The following is a 17,837-nucleotide window of genomic DNA, read 5'->3' as shown; positions in this document are numbered from 1 at the left end:
ACTTAGAAATCAATCAAAAAACTTAGCGATTGTGCTGTAAAATTCATCTGGAACAAAAGGTTTTGTAATTACATCATTCATTCCGTAAGACAAAAGCATGTCCCTGTTTTCATCAAGCGAAATTGCGGTAAGCGCGATTATTGGAGTTGTTTTGTCAAAATCCCTTATTTGCTGCGTTGCGGTTGTTCCGTTGATGCCAGGCAAGTGCACATCCATCAAAATCATATCAAAACGTTTTACTTTCAAAAGCTCAACCGCATCTTCGCCATTATCAAGAATTTCACAGCAAATAGCTTTGTTTTCAAGCATTTTTCGGGTAATCATCTGATTGATTTTGTTGTCTTCAATCAATAAAATCGATTTGTGCTCTAATTGCTTATCATTATATGGTTTTTCTTCGGTAACAGCTTCCAAAGGTTCAGTATTAATTTTAAAATTTAATTTGAAAGTAAAAGTCGATCCTTTGCCAACTTCACTTTTTAGTTTGATTTCGCCACCTAAAAGTTCAATTAACTTTTTAACAATCGCAAGTCCCAGACCAGTTCCGCCGTATTTTCGGTTAACTTCGATAGAACCTTGAGAAAAACTTTCAAATACAGTTTGCAGTTTGTCTTCGGGAATACCAATTCCGGTATCTACTATTTCAAAATATACGGTCGCGGTTTCATCTTCCTGAGAAAATAATTTTGCAATAACGTTCACCTGACCATTTTGGGTAAATTTCAGTGCGTTATTTATCAGGTTTAATATAATTTGAGATAATTTAGTAGGGTCGCCAATTAAGTTATCGGGAATTGCATTGTCTATTTCCAGATTAAAATAATTTTTGTTTGCGGTTGCTAATTCCTTTAACGAGCTTTGAATATTAAAAAGAAGTTCTTTTAGGTTGAAAGTAATATTTTCAACTTCCACTTTTGTAGAGTCAATTTTATTAATTTCAAGAATTTCATTTATAAAAGTGGTTAAGTAATTGCCGGAAAATTTTAGTGATTCTAAATATTTCAGCTGTGCTTTTTTGGGGTTATCTTCAAGAAGCAAATGCGTAATTCCGTTTATAGCATTAAGCGGAGTCCGGAGCTCGTGACTTACGGTAGATAAAAATTCAGATCTTGCTTTTGAAGCTTTTTCTGCTTTGTTTTTAGCCAAAATAAGCTCTTTGTTTTTTTCTCTTAAAAGGATATTATTCTGATTTCTAATAATATTGTTTTTGTATAAAGCTAAACTCAAAAGAGATAAAATTGAAATCAAAGCTATGGCCAGAATGCTGACTAATTTAGAATAGCGATAGGTTTTAAGCTGAATTTTTTCTTCGCTTTCCCGTTTTAATGTATTGTTTAAAAGCTGATTTTTTTTGAATTTTTGAAACTCATTAAAATCAATTTTTGCATTTTTTAATTTTAGAATATAATTTTCAAGCTGATAATGTTCATCAAGATACGAATAAGCAAGATCGAAATTTCGATTTTGTTTATAATATTGACTTATTGCTAAAGTAATTTTTGATTTCTGCTGAAGATCATTTGTTTTGTCAGTATAATCTAAAGCTTTTTCAAAATGAATTATAGCCGAATCGTTTCGTCTCAACTGACTTTCAATTAAACCAAGCTGATAATAAGAATCACTTTTTGTTTTTAATAAAGAAGGATTATCAGGTTTCTTAGTGATTTTATGGAAGGTTGTAACCGCAAGAGGCAGGTTTTTATTGGCTTTAAAAGCCATTGCTTTCTGGTAATCTAAAATTTCAGAACTATCAACAACGCCAATTTCTTTTAAAAGTTTTTGTGCTTTGCCATAATAAATATCAGCCGTTTTGTAATCGCCTTTTGCTGTGTTTACGGCACCAATATAATGCAAAGCCAGAACTTTAGTACAGGTAGGTTTTACGCTGTCAAACGAAGCTACGCTTTTATGGAAGTTTTTTAAAGCTTCATCATATTTGCGCTGATTATAATAAATCTTTCCAAGCTTAAAAGTTTGATTGGCCAGGTTTTCGGGAATATTATTGCTTTCGCAGAAATCAATAGATTTTTGAGTATAAAAAACTGCTTCGTTGTACTCTTTACTATTCAGTTTTTTATTGGCAAGTTTGTTATAATAGGAAATACTGTCTGTATTCCGTTTGATTTGAGAATACAAAAATGAATTTAAAAAACAAACTACAAATAAAAAATAGTACTTCATGTATGACAGCGCATTAACAATGAATCCTTATGTTTTTCTGAGCAGTAAAATCAAATCTATTAATCTTGATGAATAGCCAATTTCATTATCGTACCACCCCACAACTTTTACCATTTTGTCTATAACAGAAGTTAGTTGTGCGTCAAACAAACACGAATTTGTATTGCCAATTATATCAACAGAAACGATAGGATCTTCTGTATAATCTAGTATTCCTTTTAAATTTGTTTTTGAGGCTTTTTGAAATGCAATGTTAATTTCTTCAATAGTAACAGCACGCTTAACATTGAACGTGATGTCTGTCAATGAACCATCAGGAACCGGGACACGAATGCCGCAGCCTCCGATTTTTTCATGCAATTTAGGAAAAATTTTCGTTAATGCCTTAGCTGCACCTGTAGTTGTTGGAACAATTGACTGACTTGCGCCTCTCGCCCTGCGTAAATCCTTATGCGGCTGGTCATGAAGACTTTGGTCTGTTGTAAAAGAATGTATTGTTGTGATATAAGCTTGTTCGATTCCGCATAATTCTTCGATGATTTTTATCATCGGAGCTGCATTGTTAGTCGTACAGCTTGCATTTGAAACAATATTTTCTGTTCCGTCTAAAATATTTTCGTTAACTCCAAGAACTACTGTTTTAATTGTGTCAACTTCTGATGGAGCCGAAAGTATTACCTTTTTTGCTCCAGCTTCGATATGTGCATTTAATTCTTCGTGTGTTTTATATTTTCCCGTTGATTCTATTACAAAATCTATTGACTGACTTTTCCAGTCTAGATTTGAAATACTTTTTTCGTGAAAAAACAAATAATGCTTTTCGTTTACAATAATTCCTTTTTCGTCAAAACTTACAGAAAAAGGCAGAACTCCGTGAATACTGTCGTATTTTATTAAATGCGACATGGTTTTATTATCAGCAATATCATTAATTGCAACAACTTCTATTTCAGGATGGTTGAGAAGAAGACGAAATAAGTTTCGGCCAATTCTTCCAAAACCATTAATGGCAATTCTTGTTTTCAATTTCTTGTTTATTCGTTTAACTGTTTAATCGTTTAATCGGTTTTACAATTAAACGATTAAACGATTAAACTTTATTCTATAAAATATGTTTTTGTGCTTTGTATGAAGAACGAACAAGAGGTCCGCTTTCAACATGACGGAAACCTAATTCAAGTCCGAATTTTTCATATTTGGCAAATAATTCGGGTGTAATGAATTCTTTTACAGGTAAATGCTTTTTAGTAGGCTGAAGATACTGACCAAGTGTAACAACGTCAACATTTGCATTACGCAAATCTCTCATTGTTTGGTAAACTTCTTCTTCGGTTTCTCCTAAACCAAGCATAATACCGGATTTGGTTCTGTTTATTCCTTTTTCTTTCAAATAACGTAAAACCTCCAAACTGCGGTCGTATTTTGCCTGAATACGAACTTCACGTGTTAAACGACGTACAGTTTCCATATTATGCGATACAACTTCAGGGTTTGCTTCCACTATTCTGTCAATATTTCTTTCAATTCCCTGAAAATCCGGAATCAAAGTTTCTAAAGTAGTTTCAGGATTCATTCTTCGGATTGCCTTTACAGTTTCAATCCATATAATAGAACCTCCGTCTTTTAAATCATCTCTGTCAACACTAGTAATTACAGCATGTTTGATGTTCATGATTTTTATAGAACGGGCTACTTTTTCAGGTTCATCCCAATCTACTGTTTCAGGTCTTCCGGTTTTTACGCCGCAAAAACCGCAGGAACGGGTACAAACATTTCCTAAAATCATAAATGTTGCTGTTCCTTCTCCCCAGCATTCTCCCATATTTGGGCAGCTTCCAGAGGTGCAGATTGTATTTAAACTGTATTTATCAACTAAACCACGAAGTTCAGTGTATTTTTGTCCAATAGGTAATTTAACCTTCAACCATTTAGGTTTAGCAGGTGGTATGTTTTCAATGACTGTTTCCATATATCATAAATCTGATTACAAAGATACGGAATGTAGTTTATTTTGAGATGCTAATTTGCTTTTCCTTTGCGTTTCAAATCTTGCAATATTATTTAGAATTGTGAAGAATAAATCTTAATTGATTGTATTTAAAGACGTTTTATGTTTTATCTATTCTTGTTTTGTTTAATATTTGAGGTTTTTGCTGACTTTTTTAAAATTTCAAGTATTGTCTTAATCTGTTGTGAATTTGACTTCTTCGGGCTGTGTAAAATTAATCGCGTAGTATTTTTGTTGTTAATTAATATCAAAAAAATATGAAGAAGAAATTTATTGTATTAGGGATACTATTTGCAGTTTTTGGTTTTGCAAAAATGAATGCACAAATACTTTCAGATAAAGTAATGGGAGCTTTAGGAAAAGGTGTTTCAGGATTTACTTTTAGTGATGCAGATGCAGCGGCTCTGGCTAAAGAATCTATTGCTGAAATGGATGCCAATAATCCTGTTGCAGGTCCAACAGATGGTTATTCTATTCGATTAAATCGTTTATTTGGTAAACACGCTTCTACAGATGGAGTTGCCTTAAATTACAAAGTGTATTTAGTAAAAGATATTAATGCTTTTGCCTGCGCAGACGGAAGTGTTCGTGTATTTGCAGGTTTAATGGATATTATGGATGATAATCAGTTATTAGCCGTGATTGGACATGAAATTGGACACGTAGTGAATCACGATACCAGAGATGCTATTAAAGCAGCTTATAAAAAAGAAGCTTTGCTTGATGCAGCTTCATCACAATCAGGAAAAATTGAAACTCTTACAGGATCTCAATTAGGTAAAATAGGAAGTGCAATGATTGATAGTAAGCACAGCCGTAAACAAGAATCTGAAGCTGATTCGTTTTCATATGATTTCATGAAAAAAAATGGTTACGATGTTAATGCTGTAGAATCTGCTTTCAGAATTTTACAAAATTTAAGCGAAGGAGCAGAGTCGTCTTTTATTACCAAAATGATGAGTTCGCATCCTGATTCAGGAAAAAGAGCTGATGATGCTAAAAAGAGAGCAACAAAAGATGGTTTGTACAAAGAGTATGTACAACAGAAAATTGTTAACACAGCACTAGCAAAAACAGCTGCTAAAGCACCAGTTAAAAGAAAACGACTAAAAAGAAGTAATCTTTAAATAAAATTGAAACCGGTAATTTTTAAAAGTTACCGGTTTTTTTATTTTTATGATAATCAATACTTAAAAATATCACGCTAAGCTCATCTAAAATTCATATCTTTATTTGTTAAAAAAATAAACTTAGTGTTAAATGAAATAGCATTTTGTTATTTACATTTGTTGTTAAATTGTAATTTTTAAAAGATGAAAAAGAGATTTATAATAGCAGGGATTCTATTTGCAGCATTTGGTTTTACAAAAATGAATGCGCAAATTAATTTGGGAGAAAAAGCGATAGGAGCAGTTCAAAAAGGTGTAACAGCTTTTACTCTAACAAATGCAGATGCAGCAGCATTGTCTAAAGAAGCCGTTAGAAAATTAGATTCTACAAACGAAGTAGCAGGACCTAATGATGGTTATACTTTAAGACTGAATAGAGTTTTTGGAAAACACACTGCTGGAGATGGTTTTACTTTAAATTATAAAGTATATAAATTGAAAGAAGTAAATGCTTTTGCAACTGCTGATGGAAGTGTTCGTGTATATTCAGGTTTAATGGATATTATGGATGATAATGAATTGCTTGCTGTAATTGGTCACGAAATTGGTCACGTTGCAAACAATGATTCAAGAGATGCGATGCGTGCTGCGTATCAAAAAGAAGCTTTAATTGATGGAGCATCTTCTCAGTCGGCTAAGATTTCTGCAGTTACGGACAGTCAGTTAGGAAAAATAGGAAGTGCTTTAATTGATAGTAAACACAGTCGTAAACAAGAAACAGAAGCAGATTTGTATTCATATAACTTCTTAAAGAAAAACGGTTACAATGTAAATGCAGAAGAATCAGCGTTTAGAATTTTGGCAAAAATGAGCGAAGGATCTGAAGCTTCATTTATTGATCAAATGATGAGTTCGCACCCGGATTCTAAGAAAAGAGCTGATGATGCTAAAGCGAGAGCAGAAAAAGATGGTGTATATAAACCGTATGTTCAGCAAAAAATAGACAATACGGTTCCTAAAAAGACAACTACGAAAAAAACTACTACAAAGAAAACAACGAAGAAAAAATAGTTTTTGATGTAATCTAAAATAAAAAAAGGCAAATTTTAAATTTGCCTTTTTTTATTTGGTTAACTAACCTAAAACATGGTGAGCTAAAACTTTCTGTACATCATAAACATTTACAGATTTATTAAATTGCTTAACAATACTCGGATTTATTTCGCTTGAAACCCAGATTTTCAATTCGGCATCAAGATCAAAAGTCCCCGCAGTTTCTACACTAAAGCGAGTAATACTTTTATAAGAGATAGATTTGTACTCTGTTTTGCTTCCTGTTAATCCCTGAACATCAACTAAAATCAATCTTTTGTTAGTGAAGATAAAAGTGTCACGGATTAATTTAAAACCCATTTCTATTTCTTCATTGTCAGTCAAAAGCTGACCGTATTTTTTAATTAAATCTTCCTGGCTTACAGTTCCTGCGTTGCCCATAAGAGCTGAAAATATTCCCATTTTATTTAGTTTTTTTAATGATTAAATTTTTATTTAATTCATTGTAAAAGTAATTGATTTTGATAGATTTTAACAAGTGCTTTTCGAATTAAAAATAAGAGTAGTCAATATTAAAGCCAATAAAAATGAAGATATTGCAGAAACAATTATGTGTCCATATTCATTGATTGAAAGCCCAATTGTAAAACGAATAATAAAGATTATCGTTGAAAATGATAAAATATAAAACCAATAACTTTTACTTATTGAATTTTTGTGAATATTGTTTTTTGGAAGTTTTGAAATTGAAAACAGAATAATTAACCCGCCAATAATTGTACTAAAATGTTGTGCTAACTTTAAGAGTGGAATTTTTTTATTACAAATTATAACTGAATCCTTTAATGCAGAAATATGATCTACAAAGTATCCGTGGTTGTGAGTAAAACTGTCCCAAAATAAATGGGATGCAGTTCCAATTAAAATAGAAATTATTACTGTAATCCAGTTTTGTCTGAAATAATTATTCCATTTGAAATGAGTAAATAATAAAACTCTAGATTGAATATTCAGGGGCAAATTATGGAATAATTGCTGTTTTACAATATTGTGAAAAATAAAACAAAGAATTAATGCAAAAGGTAAATCAAACCAAAAAACACCTGTCAATGTATGGCTGTAATTACTTTGAACCCTCATTCTTATAAAATATTCAAAATCGGGAATCATGCTGCCAATAATAAGCCCGGTTAATGAAAACCATTTTTTAGAAAAGTATTTAAAAGGTAAAACTATTGCAGGGTGGGCAAAAGTAAAAGGCATTTTGATTACTGTTTAAAAGATTGATTTTGTGTTAAAGATAAACTTTTAGATAAAACCATAAAAAAAACAGAACCTTAGGTTCTGCTTTTCTCTACAAGTTATTGTTTTTTATTTTTATTCAGATTCTCCTGTTTTTATTGTTATAGGAAGATTGTAAGAAGTTCTAACAGCTTTTCCGTTTAATATTCCAGGAGCCCATTTTGTTTTTAATGATTTTAAAACTCTAACAGCTTCTTTTCCCATTCCAAATCCCGGATCGTTTTTAACAACAATATCAGTCATAGTTCCGTCTTTTTCGATTACAAACGAAACATAAACGCGTAATGTTCTTTCTGCGTCCAATTCTGGTTTAGTAAAATTATTACCAACATAAGTATAGAACTTTTTAATTCCTCCAGGGAATTCTGGTAATTTATCTAAATCAGTTGTGCCAACAACAATGTTAGGATCAACTACATCAACAACTGCAGGTTCTCCTCCGGTTCCAGGTATTGTATTTGTTCCCGTTCCAGGTGTTCCTGTATTATCAACATGAGGGGTATTGTCTACATTAGCAGCAATGTTATCAACTGCCTGTTCTGGTGGTGCAATAACCGGATGTGTCAATTGAGTTGATGTTACAGGTGCTGCTGGTGCTGTCGGTTTTACAGGAGGTACAACAGGATCTTTAGTCTTTGGCCTTACAAGAGGATCAAGATCTATTGGATGAATTACATCATCTAACGGAATTGGCGCTGGCTCAACAATTTCATGCGATCTAAATTTGTTAATCAGCATCGATACACTTCCTAAGGCAGTTATTAACAATAAAGCCATAAACAGGGCTGTTACTGTTGTTTTTGAATTTTCCTGACGTAATTGATACGCTCCGTACTCTTTGTTTTTGTTTTCGAAAACAAGGTCTATCCACTTGTTTTCATAGATGCTTAATTTAGACATGATTTTTGGATTTTAAGGTTAAGTAACTTTAAATCATACGCGATAGGGAATTGGGTTTAAGCAAACAACGTGAGAGTTGTTGTTTTAGTGTGTGAATAAATAATTTTTTAAGAAAAAATATGATTATATTTCATTCTTTTTCTAAAGATAATAAATTATCTATTACGGTTGATGATTTCTGCTAATAATTTTTTAGCTCGTAGTAATTTTACTTTAACGCTGCTTAAAGGCTCGTTAATTTTAATAGCAATTTCCTGATAAGACATTTCCTGAAAGTATCTTAACTGAATTACTTCCTGGTAGTGAGGTTTTAATTCTTTGATGCATGCAAGCAAACGAGAGAGGTTTTGCTCTTTAATTAATGCATCTTCTGCAGATGGAGTAGTGTCGGGAATATTATATGCCTGCTGGTCTTCTGTGTCTGTGATTTCTATAAAAAGATTGGTTTTCTTTTTTCGTAATAAATCAATGTAGACATTTTTTGCAATCGCAATAAGCCAGGTATTAAATTGAAATTCCGGATTATAAGAAGCTATTTTATCAAAAGCCTTAGAGAAAGTTTCAATAGTAATATCTTCGGCAGTAGTTTCATTTTCTGTGCGTTTAAGCATAAAGCTGTAAACTTCATTCCAGAAATAATCTAATAAAAAAGTAAAGGCGACCTGGTCACCTTTTTTAGCTTTTTCTATTTTAGAATTTATTTCCAATATACAGGTTTTGAAAAAATATTAGTGATAAAGATATTAATTTGTGCTATAATAAGCATAATTTCTAATATTGGAAACCAAATTTTAATATCATTTTCTTTCAGTTTTCCGGCAGAAAATCCAATTACGGTCCAAACAACTGTATAACGTGTTGCTAAAATAGCTACAACTGTAATCCATTGAAATTGAAATGCCAGAAGAATAATAACTGATAAAAAGAAAAATAATTGTGATAAGAAGAAAACTCCTAGTTGAAATTTGTCAAAAAACTTATAATATTGAGCTGTAGAAACGTGTCTTCTTTTTTGAGTAAACCAGTCTTTAAAAGATTCTTTAGGTTTTGAATAAGTAAAACTTTCCGGGCTGTAAGATATCGTTGTGTTTAATTTGTTTGCAGCCTGATTTATAAATAAATCGTCATCACCAGAACGTACCTGAATATGATCGATAAAACCATTTACATTAAAAAACTCTTCTTTTTTGTAAGCTAAGTTTCTTCCAACTCCCATGTATGGAAGTCCGGCTTTTGCCCAGGAGAAATATTGTACAGCTGTTAAAACAGTTTCAAAACGAATGATCTTATTCAATAAAGATCTTTCTATTTTTTCATAACCTCCATAACCTAACACAATTGTTTTTTCTGTGCTAAATTGAGAAACCATTGTCGTAATCCATTCTTTTGAAGTTGGATAACAATCAGCATCTGTAAACAGTAAATAATCTTTTTTAGCGGCTTTAATACCTAAAGTTAAAGCGTATTTTTTATTTCCCCAGAAAGCTTCATTGTTTTCAACTTTAACCAATCGGATGTTAGGGTATTTGCTTTCAAATTCTTCAAAAACTTCAAGTGTTTCATCGCTGGAAGCATCATCAATTAAAACAATCTCAAAATCAGGGTAATTTTGTTCTGCCAATAACGGAATAAATTTCTTTACATTTTCTTCTTCATTTTTTGCGCAGACAATTACTGAAACCGGAATATTTTTTGGTGTAACGTCTTGAGGTTTAGCAAAAGCAAATTTTCCAAAAATCCCTAAATAATAGAAAAGCTGGATAAAAACAATAGCAATAAAGAAGTAAAATAAAGTTATAAGCATATATTTTAATGTCTGTTAATATTTCAATTTTTGAGAGAACAAATGTAGTTATGAATTACTAATTTTCAATGTTTAATCTCAATTTACTTTCGGCATTTCGACATTTCTTTCGCAACAGCAATAGACTGAGGGTTTTCTGTTTTTTCTAATTCCGAAATTATGTTTTTATAATTGTAATCATCACGGTTTTGAGAAAGTTTTTTTGTGGCCTGAATCTCGTCAATTTCGATTTCAAAACCCCAAATTCCTCTGGCTTCGCGCATGGTTTTTTCAGATAAATTTTCAACCTTAACCGGATTTTTAGAATTTACTTCGTATTTATCAACCAGTTTTTTTAACTGCTCGACCGAAGTAGAATAATCTACAATTTTGATTCTGCCGTAAACATGTACGGCTATGTAATTCCATGTTGGTACATTTTCATGATCGTACCAGGATGAAGAAATATAGCTATGCGGACCTGTAAAAACGGCTAAAACCTGATCATTTTCTTTAAAACCATCTGCCTGCGGATTCAGTTTGGAAATATGTCCCTGCAGAATTTCTTTTCCATCAGCATTGATTTCTAATTCTATCGGAATATGTGTAGCACATAATTTTTCGTTAGTCTGATTGATTAGAATTCCAAAACTATTTTCTTTTAAAAAAGTTCTGATTGATTCAGGATCTTCATTTTTATATAATTCTGGTGTATACATTTTGTGAATTTATTTTAAAGATTTTCCAAAACAAACAGCTTCTGGCCGATCTTTATATTTTCCGTAATTCGGAATAACTTTATATCCTTGTTTGAGATAAAATTGAACGGCTTCGTCGTTTTTTACTCTTGTTTCTAAAACTAATTCTTTGTAGCCAATATTTTTTGCCTGATTTTCTAAAAAAGCTAAAATGGTTTGTCCTATTTTCTTTCGCGGAAGTTTAGAATACATTCGTTTAACTTCTCCTGTGTTTTCGTCAATTGGTCTAATCGCGCCGCAGCCAACAATTTCATTCTTAATTTCTGCTGTTACAAATACAAAATTCGAATTATTGAACTGCCAGCCTGTAAAAGAATTTTTTCCATCGCTTCCAAAACGAAGATAAAGATTTGCCGACAATTCTTCGATAATTGACAGAACTTTTTCATCGTTTGGATTTGCTTTTTTAATCAAAATCGGCTCTGTCATTACACTGTTTTTAATTCAATTTTTTTGAGTTGAGATAAATTTGGATAATACTCAGGTAGATAATAGTGACGCCTATAAAGGTAAAAACTATTCCTTCGATCAAACATTGAATTCCAAAATCATCTGAACACAAGTCTCTCACCGGACGAAATATTTGGGATACTATTTCTCTTCTAAAAAATTTAAGCCTTAGAAGAATATATAATACCATTGCAACCAGAATAGTATTTAGAGAAGAAAGTTTGCTTTTCCAATTCAAAAAAGCAAGTATGATAATTCCAATTAAAGATCCTAAAAATATCCATACATACACATTGGGCCAAAAATTTAAAATACCTTCTTTTGAAGGAAGTAATTTGTTCCAATATTGTGAATTATGATATTGCGAATGTTGTTCTGCCCAAATAATTTTTCCTGATACGGTGTAAAATCTAAGCTGTAAAATACCATTAATCAGGAAAATCATTCCTAATATCTGGAGTAATATAACTTTGAAATTTAATTCTTTCATTAATGGTTTGGTTGGTAAGCTAGTAAAGGTTGAGTTTTTATATCACATTGACTTCTGCTTCAATATGTATACCGAAAATCTCAAAAACGGTTTTTTGAACATCTTTTGAAACGGCCAAAATTTCCTGACCCGTTGCGTTTCCATAATTCACTAAAACTAAAGCCTGATTTTTATGAACTCCTGCATCACCAAAACGTTTTCCTTTAAAACCAGCTTGTTCGATCAGCCAGCCAGCCGGAACTTTTACTTCGGTTGCTGAAACTTCGTAAAACTTCATTTCCGGGAATTTTTGATGAATTTTTTCAAAATCAGATTTCAATAAAATTGGATTTTTAAAAAAACTGCCGCTGTTTCCTAACTCCTTTGGGTCCGGAAGTTTGCTTTGTCTAATTGTAATTACAGCGTTGCTAACATCTTTTAATGTTGGTGTCGAAATATTATTTTTTGCTAATTCAGCCAAAATATCTCCGTAAGAAGTGTTGATTTTATGATTGCGTTTGGTCAACTTATAAATCACAGAAGTAATTATAAATTGATCTTTAACTTCATTTTTAAAAATGCTTTCACGATATCCGAAATCGCATTCGGCATTTGTAAAAGTTTTTGTTTCCTGAGTTTCGATATTCATGGCGTCGCAGGAAACAAAAGTATCTTTGATTTCAGTTCCGTATGCGCCAATATTTTGTACAGGAGTTGTGCCGACATTTCCGGGAATTAGAGACATATTTTCCAATCCACCAAAATTATTGTCGATTGTCCAGAGAACAAAATCATGCCATACTTCGCCAGCCTGACTTTCAACCCAGACAAAATCATCATCTTCTTTGATTATTTTTTTTCCTTTTAAGTCTATGTGAATAACCAATGCGTCAATATCTTGAGTTAAAAGCATATTGCTTCCGCCGCCCAAAATAAATTTTTTCTTGTTTTTGTTTTCTTCTAAAACGGTTTTTAATTCTGTGATAGAATGTACAGCAACAAATTCTTTAGCATTAGCATCAATGCCAAATGTATTATAGTTTTTTAAAGAAAAATTGGATTGGATTTGCATATATAAAAGGCGTTTTAATCTTGGGTCAAAAATAAGGATTATAATTTGTTTGAGTTCACTTTTGACTAAAATGTGTTTTTGTTAAAAATAAGCTTGTCATTCGACATCATGTCCAATCTCAATAAAGAATTGTTTTAATAAATCATAAGTTAATTTGTCACCATTTATATGATTAAACATTTCTGTTTCCATATACTGGCAGCTTAAACAAATATTTAGACTTGTAATTATTTTATTGTTTTTGTCATAGAATACAACAGCATCTCGATATTTGGGAGCACACATCCAATCTGGAATTTCGTTGATTTCTGTTTTCAGAATGTTTTTTAAATTAATTGCTTCCTTATCTGTAGATTTAAACGAGTTTATTTTTTTACTCGAAAAATGAAATTCTCCTTCTTCATTTAATATATATTGAGTAAAACCTACAAGTTTTTTTAATTCGTTAAGCTTTAATTCTTGAGGGCTGGTTAAATCATTTTTTCTAAGTTTTCTTCGTTGTAATGTCTCATATTCACTTAGATTTAATTGATTGTTCTTTTCAAATTCTTCCCCGCGTTGAAATGAATAGGTTTCAATATATTCAAAACATAAATCAGTAATAAAATCAATAGAAGATTTATAAGTATATTGAGACATGGTTTTGTTTTATTTTAAATCCAATAACTCATGATATTTCTCCGAAATCACCTTCATATTAATATCATAGTTAGCATTTTCTTCTACAAATTTTCTGTTTCGAATAATAGCCTGATTTCGGGATTCAGGATTTTCAAAATCCCAGATTAATTCATCTGCAAGCATTTGTATATCATCTATTGTAATCAATTGTCCGTTTTCACGATGCGTAATCCAGCTTTGATTTCCGGGAATATCAGAAACTACAGGATAACAATTACAGGCCATAGCTTCAAATAATGATGCCGAAACGCCTTCTGTTATTGGCATACTGATATAGATATTTGATTGCTGTAATAATTTAGGAAGTTCAGTATTCGGAATTCTTCCTGTAAAAATTACTTTATTTTCTATTTGAAGTTCTTTTGCTAAATCTTTTAAAAACTGTAATCGGGTCCCATCTCCAACAATCGTCAAAGAAAAATCTATTCCTTTTTGATGTAAAATGGCAAATGCTTTTAAAATAGAATCATGACGATATTCTGGCTGCAGCGAACGAGTTACAATCGCTTCAATTTTATTAGAATTATTTGTAAAAGGTGTAAAAAGAGATAAGTCAATTCCTTTTGGCAGAACTAAAACTTTATTCATATCAACACCAGCTGCTTTCATGTGAATTGCCATAACAGGTCCCCAGGCATGAATTAAATGCGCTTTTTTGAAAGCATATTTCTGAATAAACTTTTTAAACGGATACAAAACGGAAGTTTCCGGCCACAAATCGGTTCGGCCTTGTTGTGCGATTGCAATGGTTTTTGAACCAGATAATGCAGCTAAGAAACCATAACTTGTGGTTCTTTCGGCAATAACCATGTCCGGTTTTTCTTTTTTGATGGTTTTTCGAATAGAAACTGGAGCGAAGAAATATTCTAAAATGCGTTTGAATCTCTGGTGGTTTGGGGTTTGAAGCTCCCAGGTGATAATCTCAAAATCGCCAAATTCTTTTAAGCCTTTCATCCATGTTATGGCGTCGGCGCGATACGATTCTCCAAGAAAAAGTATTTTTCTTTTCATTGTAAAATATTTTTTCGCCACGAATTCACGAATTTATTTTGGCAAAATTGATTAGTATTAATTCGTGAATTCGTGGCGATCTGTCTTTTTTTATTCTTCAGTTTCTAAAGCACGATTTATGAATTCGTTTAAAGGCTTTAGAGCAATCAGTTTTTTACTCATTTTTGAAACGAAATCTTTCTGAGTTACTTCTGAAATATCATATTTTTGAGTTGCCGTGAAGCTTTTCAATTTTAAAAATTCAATTGCCGGATGGTCTTTTTCATAACCGCGCGGCATGCTTTTAAGAGAATTATTTTCATTGATATCTAAGCTTCCAAATTCTTTTTTGAAATCTTTATTGTTTAGGATTTCTTGCAAATCATCATAGAAAAAAGCAATTTCTTTGCGGACTTTCTTTAAATCTTCTGCTTCGGGAGAATAAAATCCGCCGGCAATGAAACTCGCACCTTTTTCGATATGAACATAATATCCGGAACGATTTGCGCCTTTTGCACCAGCCGACATCCAAACGCCTAAATGTGCTTTATAAGGTGATTTGTCTTTAGAAAAACGAATATCACGATTGATTCTAAAAGTACAGTTTTTAACTTCCAATAATTCAAGCGAAGGATCTAAAGGTTTCATAACATCAAGAAAATCACTTACTAATTGATGATAATCTTTTTTGAAGATTTCATAACGTTTTTTGTTATCCTGAAACCATTCTCTGTTGTTGTTCTTTTTTAAATCGTCTAAAAATTGCAATGATTCTTTCGTTAGCATATATCGGTTTTTATTGCAGTTGTTTTATATTTTTAAGGCTAATTTAATGATTTCCTGATTGTGATTCCTGATTATGATTGGTACAAATTATATCAATTTTCACGTCGGTCAAAAATCACAAATTAAATATTTTATAGGTTTGATGTGTTGATTTTACAATCGCTTCAGTTCTTTCCGGATGCGTATCGGATATAAAAAGCTGTCCAAAAGTTTCACTGTTTACCATTTCGACAATTTTAGCAACCCGGGTTTCATCTAGTTTATCGAAAATATCGTCGAATAATAAAATAGGTTTTACACCGCTTTGTTTTTTCAAAAACTCAAATTGTGCCAGTTTCAGGGCAATTAAAAAAGATTTTTGCTGTCCTTGCGATCCAAATTTCTTTATTGGATGTGAATCAATTTCAAAAGATAAATCGTCTTTATGAATTCCCGAAGTCGTATAGTGTAAAGCTCTGTCTTTATTTATGTTTTCTTGTAAAAGTGTCAAAAGATCTTTTTCGAATAAATGACTTTCGTAAACTAATTGTACTGATTCTTCAGAACCGGTTATGGCCTGATGGTGTACATTAAATATAGGTATAAACTGTTCCAGAAAATCTTTTCGTTTTTCGAAAATCGATTTTCCGTATTCATTTAACTGCTCATTATATATAGATAAGGTATCGTTGTCGAAAGTATGGTTGAGTGCAAAATATTTTAAAAGAGCATTTCGCTGTACAATTACTTTTTGATATTGAATAAGCTGATGTAGATACGTTGAATCTAACTGCGAAATCACACTGTCCATAAATTTACGACGGGTTTCGCTTCCTTCAACAATTAAATCGCGGTCGGCCGGAGAAATTATTACAAGCGGAATAAAGCCTATATGATCTGAAAATTTATCGTAAGGCTTTCCATTTCTTTTTAAAACTTTTTTTTGTCCCTTTTTTAAACTGCAGACGATTTGCTCTGATCTTTCGTTTTTTTCTAATTCAGCATCAATTACAAAAAACTCTTCACCGTGTTTGATATTCTGAACGGCAAGCGGATTAAAATAACTTTTTCCGTAAGCCAAATGATAAATAGCATCCAATACATTCGTTTTTCCGATTCCGTTTTTACCAACAAAACAATTGATCTTGACGTCGAAATCAAAACTGGCTTCGGCGAAATTTTTGTAATTGAATAAAGAAATTTTGTTTAAATGCATTTTTAAGAGACTCTAAAAAGAAAAATTACCATTTTGAACAAGATAATTTGAGGGCGTAAAATTATCTAATTTTATCGATATAAAGGGCTTTTGAGGTATTTCAAGTTGATTTATTTTAATGCTGATGTGAAAGCAGTTAGCTTCTCTGAAAATATTTTTTTTAAAATAGTGATAATTTTGATTTTTTTTGCCTCAGTTTCAAGAAAAATTTTATTTTTGCCGTTCACTAAATTAATTTTAAATGGCTACTTACAATAAAAGAGGATATAAAGCACCAAAAGAAAAGGAAGTTAAAGAAGTAAATGAAGAACAACAGGTAGTAATTGACGAAAAAGACAGCACAACAGCTGGTGTTTTTTCTAAATTAGATGAAACTGCTTCAAGAACTGAGGATTGGGTTGCTAAAAATCAAAAAATCATTATTGGTTTAGTTGCTGGTATTGCAGTTGCTACAATTGGTTATTTGGCTTACCAAAAATTTATTGAAAACCCAAAACAAGACGAAGCTGCAAACGAAATGTTTGTGGCACAGCAAAATTTTGATAAAGCTGTAAATGGTGTTGCGAGTGATTCATTATATAAATTAGCATTAAACGGATCTGAAGGTAAATTTGGATTTGTGAAAATTGCTGAAGAATATTCTGGAACTGATGCTGGAAATTTGGCTAACTACTATGCAGGTATGGCCTATTTGAATACAGGAAAATTTGATGACGCTATTAAATATTTAGGCGAATTCAAATCTGATGATTTAATTTTAAGTGCTTTGGCAAAAGGAGCTATCGGAGATGCTTATTCTCAAAAGAATAATCAAAAAGAAGCTTTAGATTATTATGTAAAAGCAGCTGAATCTAATAAAAATGATTTTACTACGCCTCGTTTCTTATTAAAAGCGGCTAAAACAGCAATCGCTTTAGGTCAAAAAGAAGACGCTTTAAAATACTTAAACGATATTAAAGATAACTTTGATGCAACTCCGGAAGCAGGTTCTGTAGATGCTTTGATTGGATTAGCACAATAAAAAATTTTAGACTTTAGATTTAAGATTGTAGATTTGTATTTTAAGAATCTAAATTCTAAAATCAAAAATCTAAAATATT

19 protein-coding genes are annotated in these 17,837 nt (G+C 31.7%); 3 read left to right on the top strand and 16 right to left on the bottom strand.

What is annotated here, in order from left to right:
- Positions 1-9: 9 nt before the first annotated feature.
- From ABDW27_RS08475 to lipA, 3 genes are all read right to left on the bottom strand, one after another.
- A complete protein-coding gene (locus tag ABDW27_RS08475; protein WP_343695505.1) occupies positions 10-2,181 on the bottom strand; it encodes an ATP-binding protein in 2,172 nt (723 codons plus the stop codon).
- Positions 2,182-2,208: 27 nt separating this feature from the next.
- Complete coding sequence (gene gap / locus ABDW27_RS08470; RefSeq protein ID WP_343695504.1) at positions 2,209-3,207, bottom strand: type I glyceraldehyde-3-phosphate dehydrogenase; 999 nt, start codon at positions 3,205-3,207, stop codon at positions 2,209-2,211.
- A gap of 76 nt (positions 3,208-3,283) precedes the next feature.
- Complete coding sequence (gene lipA / locus ABDW27_RS08465) at positions 3,284-4,150, bottom strand: lipoyl synthase (protein ID WP_343695503.1); 867 nt, start codon at positions 4,148-4,150, stop codon at positions 3,284-3,286.
- Positions 4,151-4,446: 296 nt separating this feature from the next.
- On the opposite strand from lipA, the gene ABDW27_RS08460 reads away from it, so the two are divergent.
- Positions 4,447-5,316, top strand: coding sequence for a M48 family metallopeptidase (locus tag ABDW27_RS08460; RefSeq protein WP_343695502.1), 870 nt, complete (start codon positions 4,447-4,449; stop codon positions 5,314-5,316).
- A gap of 186 nt (positions 5,317-5,502) precedes the next feature.
- Positions 5,503-6,369 (top strand): M48 family metalloprotease, encoded by an 867-nt coding sequence (locus tag ABDW27_RS08455; RefSeq protein ID WP_343695501.1) that lies wholly within the window; start codon positions 5,503-5,505, stop codon positions 6,367-6,369.
- Positions 6,370-6,432: 63 nt separating this feature from the next.
- Here the strand turns inward: ABDW27_RS08455 and ABDW27_RS08450 are convergent, their stop codons facing one another.
- From ABDW27_RS08450 to ABDW27_RS08390, 13 genes are all read right to left on the bottom strand, one after another.
- On the bottom strand, positions 6,433-6,813 hold the full coding sequence (locus tag ABDW27_RS08450; protein ID WP_343695500.1) for a PH domain-containing protein: 381 nt from the start codon (positions 6,811-6,813) through the stop codon (positions 6,433-6,435).
- A gap of 69 nt (positions 6,814-6,882) precedes the next feature.
- The gene (locus ABDW27_RS08445; protein WP_343695499.1) at positions 6,883-7,614 is read right to left on the bottom strand and encodes a DUF4184 family protein; all 732 of its coding nucleotides are present in this window, start codon (positions 7,612-7,614) and stop codon (positions 6,883-6,885) included.
- Between the two features lie 114 nt (positions 7,615-7,728).
- Complete coding sequence (locus tag ABDW27_RS08440) at positions 7,729-8,553, bottom strand: energy transducer TonB (RefSeq protein WP_343695498.1); 825 nt, start codon at positions 8,551-8,553, stop codon at positions 7,729-7,731.
- A 155-nt stretch (positions 8,554-8,708) separates the two neighbouring features.
- The gene (locus ABDW27_RS08435) at positions 8,709-9,260 is read right to left on the bottom strand and encodes a sigma-70 family RNA polymerase sigma factor (RefSeq protein WP_343695497.1); all 552 of its coding nucleotides are present in this window, start codon (positions 9,258-9,260) and stop codon (positions 8,709-8,711) included.
- Complete coding sequence (locus tag ABDW27_RS08430; protein WP_343695496.1) at positions 9,251-10,357, bottom strand: glycosyltransferase; 1,107 nt, start codon at positions 10,355-10,357, stop codon at positions 9,251-9,253. The genes ABDW27_RS08435 and ABDW27_RS08430 overlap by 10 nt, the downstream gene beginning before the upstream one ends.
- 83 nt (positions 10,358-10,440) lie before the next feature.
- Complete coding sequence (locus ABDW27_RS08425) at positions 10,441-11,055, bottom strand: FMN-binding negative transcriptional regulator (protein ID WP_343695495.1); 615 nt, start codon at positions 11,053-11,055, stop codon at positions 10,441-10,443.
- A 9-nt stretch (positions 11,056-11,064) separates the two neighbouring features.
- On the bottom strand, positions 11,065-11,523 hold the full coding sequence (locus ABDW27_RS08420; RefSeq protein ID WP_343695494.1) for a GNAT family N-acetyltransferase: 459 nt from the start codon (positions 11,521-11,523) through the stop codon (positions 11,065-11,067).
- A 10-nt stretch (positions 11,524-11,533) separates the two neighbouring features.
- Positions 11,534-12,034, bottom strand: coding sequence for a hypothetical protein (locus tag ABDW27_RS08415; RefSeq protein ID WP_343695493.1), 501 nt, complete (start codon positions 12,032-12,034; stop codon positions 11,534-11,536).
- Positions 12,035-12,071: 37 nt separating this feature from the next.
- Positions 12,072-13,085, bottom strand: a complete 1,014-nt coding sequence (murB, locus tag ABDW27_RS08410) for a UDP-N-acetylmuramate dehydrogenase (RefSeq protein ID WP_343695492.1) — start codon at positions 13,083-13,085, stop codon at positions 12,072-12,074.
- Positions 13,086-13,181: 96 nt separating this feature from the next.
- Complete coding sequence (locus tag ABDW27_RS08405) at positions 13,182-13,724, bottom strand: hypothetical protein (RefSeq protein WP_343695491.1); 543 nt, start codon at positions 13,722-13,724, stop codon at positions 13,182-13,184.
- A gap of 9 nt (positions 13,725-13,733) precedes the next feature.
- The gene (locus ABDW27_RS08400; RefSeq protein ID WP_343695490.1) at positions 13,734-14,777 is read right to left on the bottom strand and encodes a glycosyltransferase; all 1,044 of its coding nucleotides are present in this window, start codon (positions 14,775-14,777) and stop codon (positions 13,734-13,736) included.
- 90 nt (positions 14,778-14,867) lie between these two features.
- Positions 14,868-15,542, bottom strand: a complete 675-nt coding sequence (locus tag ABDW27_RS08395; protein ID WP_343695489.1) for a DUF2461 domain-containing protein — start codon at positions 15,540-15,542, stop codon at positions 14,868-14,870.
- A gap of 115 nt (positions 15,543-15,657) precedes the next feature.
- Positions 15,658-16,737 (bottom strand): DNA replication/repair protein RecF, encoded by a 1,080-nt coding sequence (locus ABDW27_RS08390; protein ID WP_343695488.1) that lies wholly within the window; start codon positions 16,735-16,737, stop codon positions 15,658-15,660.
- A gap of 241 nt (positions 16,738-16,978) precedes the next feature.
- Between ABDW27_RS08390 and ABDW27_RS08385 the strand changes: the two genes are divergently transcribed.
- Positions 16,979-17,758, top strand: a complete 780-nt coding sequence (locus ABDW27_RS08385; RefSeq protein WP_343695487.1) for a tetratricopeptide repeat protein — start codon at positions 16,979-16,981, stop codon at positions 17,756-17,758.
- Positions 17,759-17,837 lie beyond the last annotated feature (79 nt).

It is taken from the genome of Flavobacterium sp., from assembly GCF_039595935.1.
Classification (GTDB): Bacteria; Bacteroidota; Bacteroidia; order Flavobacteriales; family Flavobacteriaceae; genus Flavobacterium.
This window is presented reverse-complemented; position numbering and strand designations above follow the sequence as displayed.

Excerpts from the sequence above, each read along its gene's own strand:
- ABDW27_RS08475 (WP_343695505.1), bottom strand. The coding sequence starts at position 2,181 with ATGAAGTACTATTTTTTATTTGTAGTTTGTTTTTTAAATTCATTTTTG.
- lipA (WP_343695503.1), bottom strand. The coding sequence starts at position 4,150 with ATGGAAACAGTCATTGAAAACATACCACCTGCTAAACCTAAATGGTTG.
- ABDW27_RS08460 (WP_343695502.1), top strand. The coding sequence starts at position 4,447 with ATGAAGAAGAAATTTATTGTATTAGGGATACTATTTGCAGTTTTTGGT.
- ABDW27_RS08455 (WP_343695501.1), top strand. The coding sequence starts at position 5,503 with ATGAAAAAGAGATTTATAATAGCAGGGATTCTATTTGCAGCATTTGGT.
- ABDW27_RS08450 (WP_343695500.1), bottom strand. The coding sequence starts at position 6,813 with ATGGGAATATTTTCAGCTCTTATGGGCAACGCAGGAACTGTAAGCCAG.
- ABDW27_RS08445 (WP_343695499.1), bottom strand. The coding sequence starts at position 7,614 with ATGCCTTTTACTTTTGCCCACCCTGCAATAGTTTTACCTTTTAAATAC.
- ABDW27_RS08440 (WP_343695498.1), bottom strand. The coding sequence starts at position 8,553 with ATGTCTAAATTAAGCATCTATGAAAACAAGTGGATAGACCTTGTTTTC.
- ABDW27_RS08430 (WP_343695496.1), bottom strand. The coding sequence starts at position 10,357 with ATGCTTATAACTTTATTTTACTTCTTTATTGCTATTGTTTTTATCCAG.
- ABDW27_RS08425 (WP_343695495.1), bottom strand. The coding sequence starts at position 11,055 with ATGTATACACCAGAATTATATAAAAATGAAGATCCTGAATCAATCAGA.
- ABDW27_RS08420 (WP_343695494.1), bottom strand. The coding sequence starts at position 11,523 with ATGACAGAGCCGATTTTGATTAAAAAAGCAAATCCAAACGATGAAAAA.
- ABDW27_RS08415 (WP_343695493.1), bottom strand. The coding sequence starts at position 12,034 with ATGAAAGAATTAAATTTCAAAGTTATATTACTCCAGATATTAGGAATG.
- murB (WP_343695492.1), bottom strand. The coding sequence starts at position 13,085 with ATGCAAATCCAATCCAATTTTTCTTTAAAAAACTATAATACATTTGGC.
- ABDW27_RS08405 (WP_343695491.1), bottom strand. The coding sequence starts at position 13,724 with ATGTCTCAATATACTTATAAATCTTCTATTGATTTTATTACTGATTTA.
- ABDW27_RS08400 (WP_343695490.1), bottom strand. The coding sequence starts at position 14,777 with ATGAAAAGAAAAATACTTTTTCTTGGAGAATCGTATCGCGCCGACGCC.
- ABDW27_RS08395 (WP_343695489.1), bottom strand. The coding sequence starts at position 15,542 with ATGCTAACGAAAGAATCATTGCAATTTTTAGACGATTTAAAAAAGAAC.
- ABDW27_RS08390 (WP_343695488.1), bottom strand. The coding sequence starts at position 16,737 with ATGCATTTAAACAAAATTTCTTTATTCAATTACAAAAATTTCGCCGAA.
- ABDW27_RS08385 (WP_343695487.1), top strand. The coding sequence starts at position 16,979 with ATGGCTACTTACAATAAAAGAGGATATAAAGCACCAAAAGAAAAGGAA.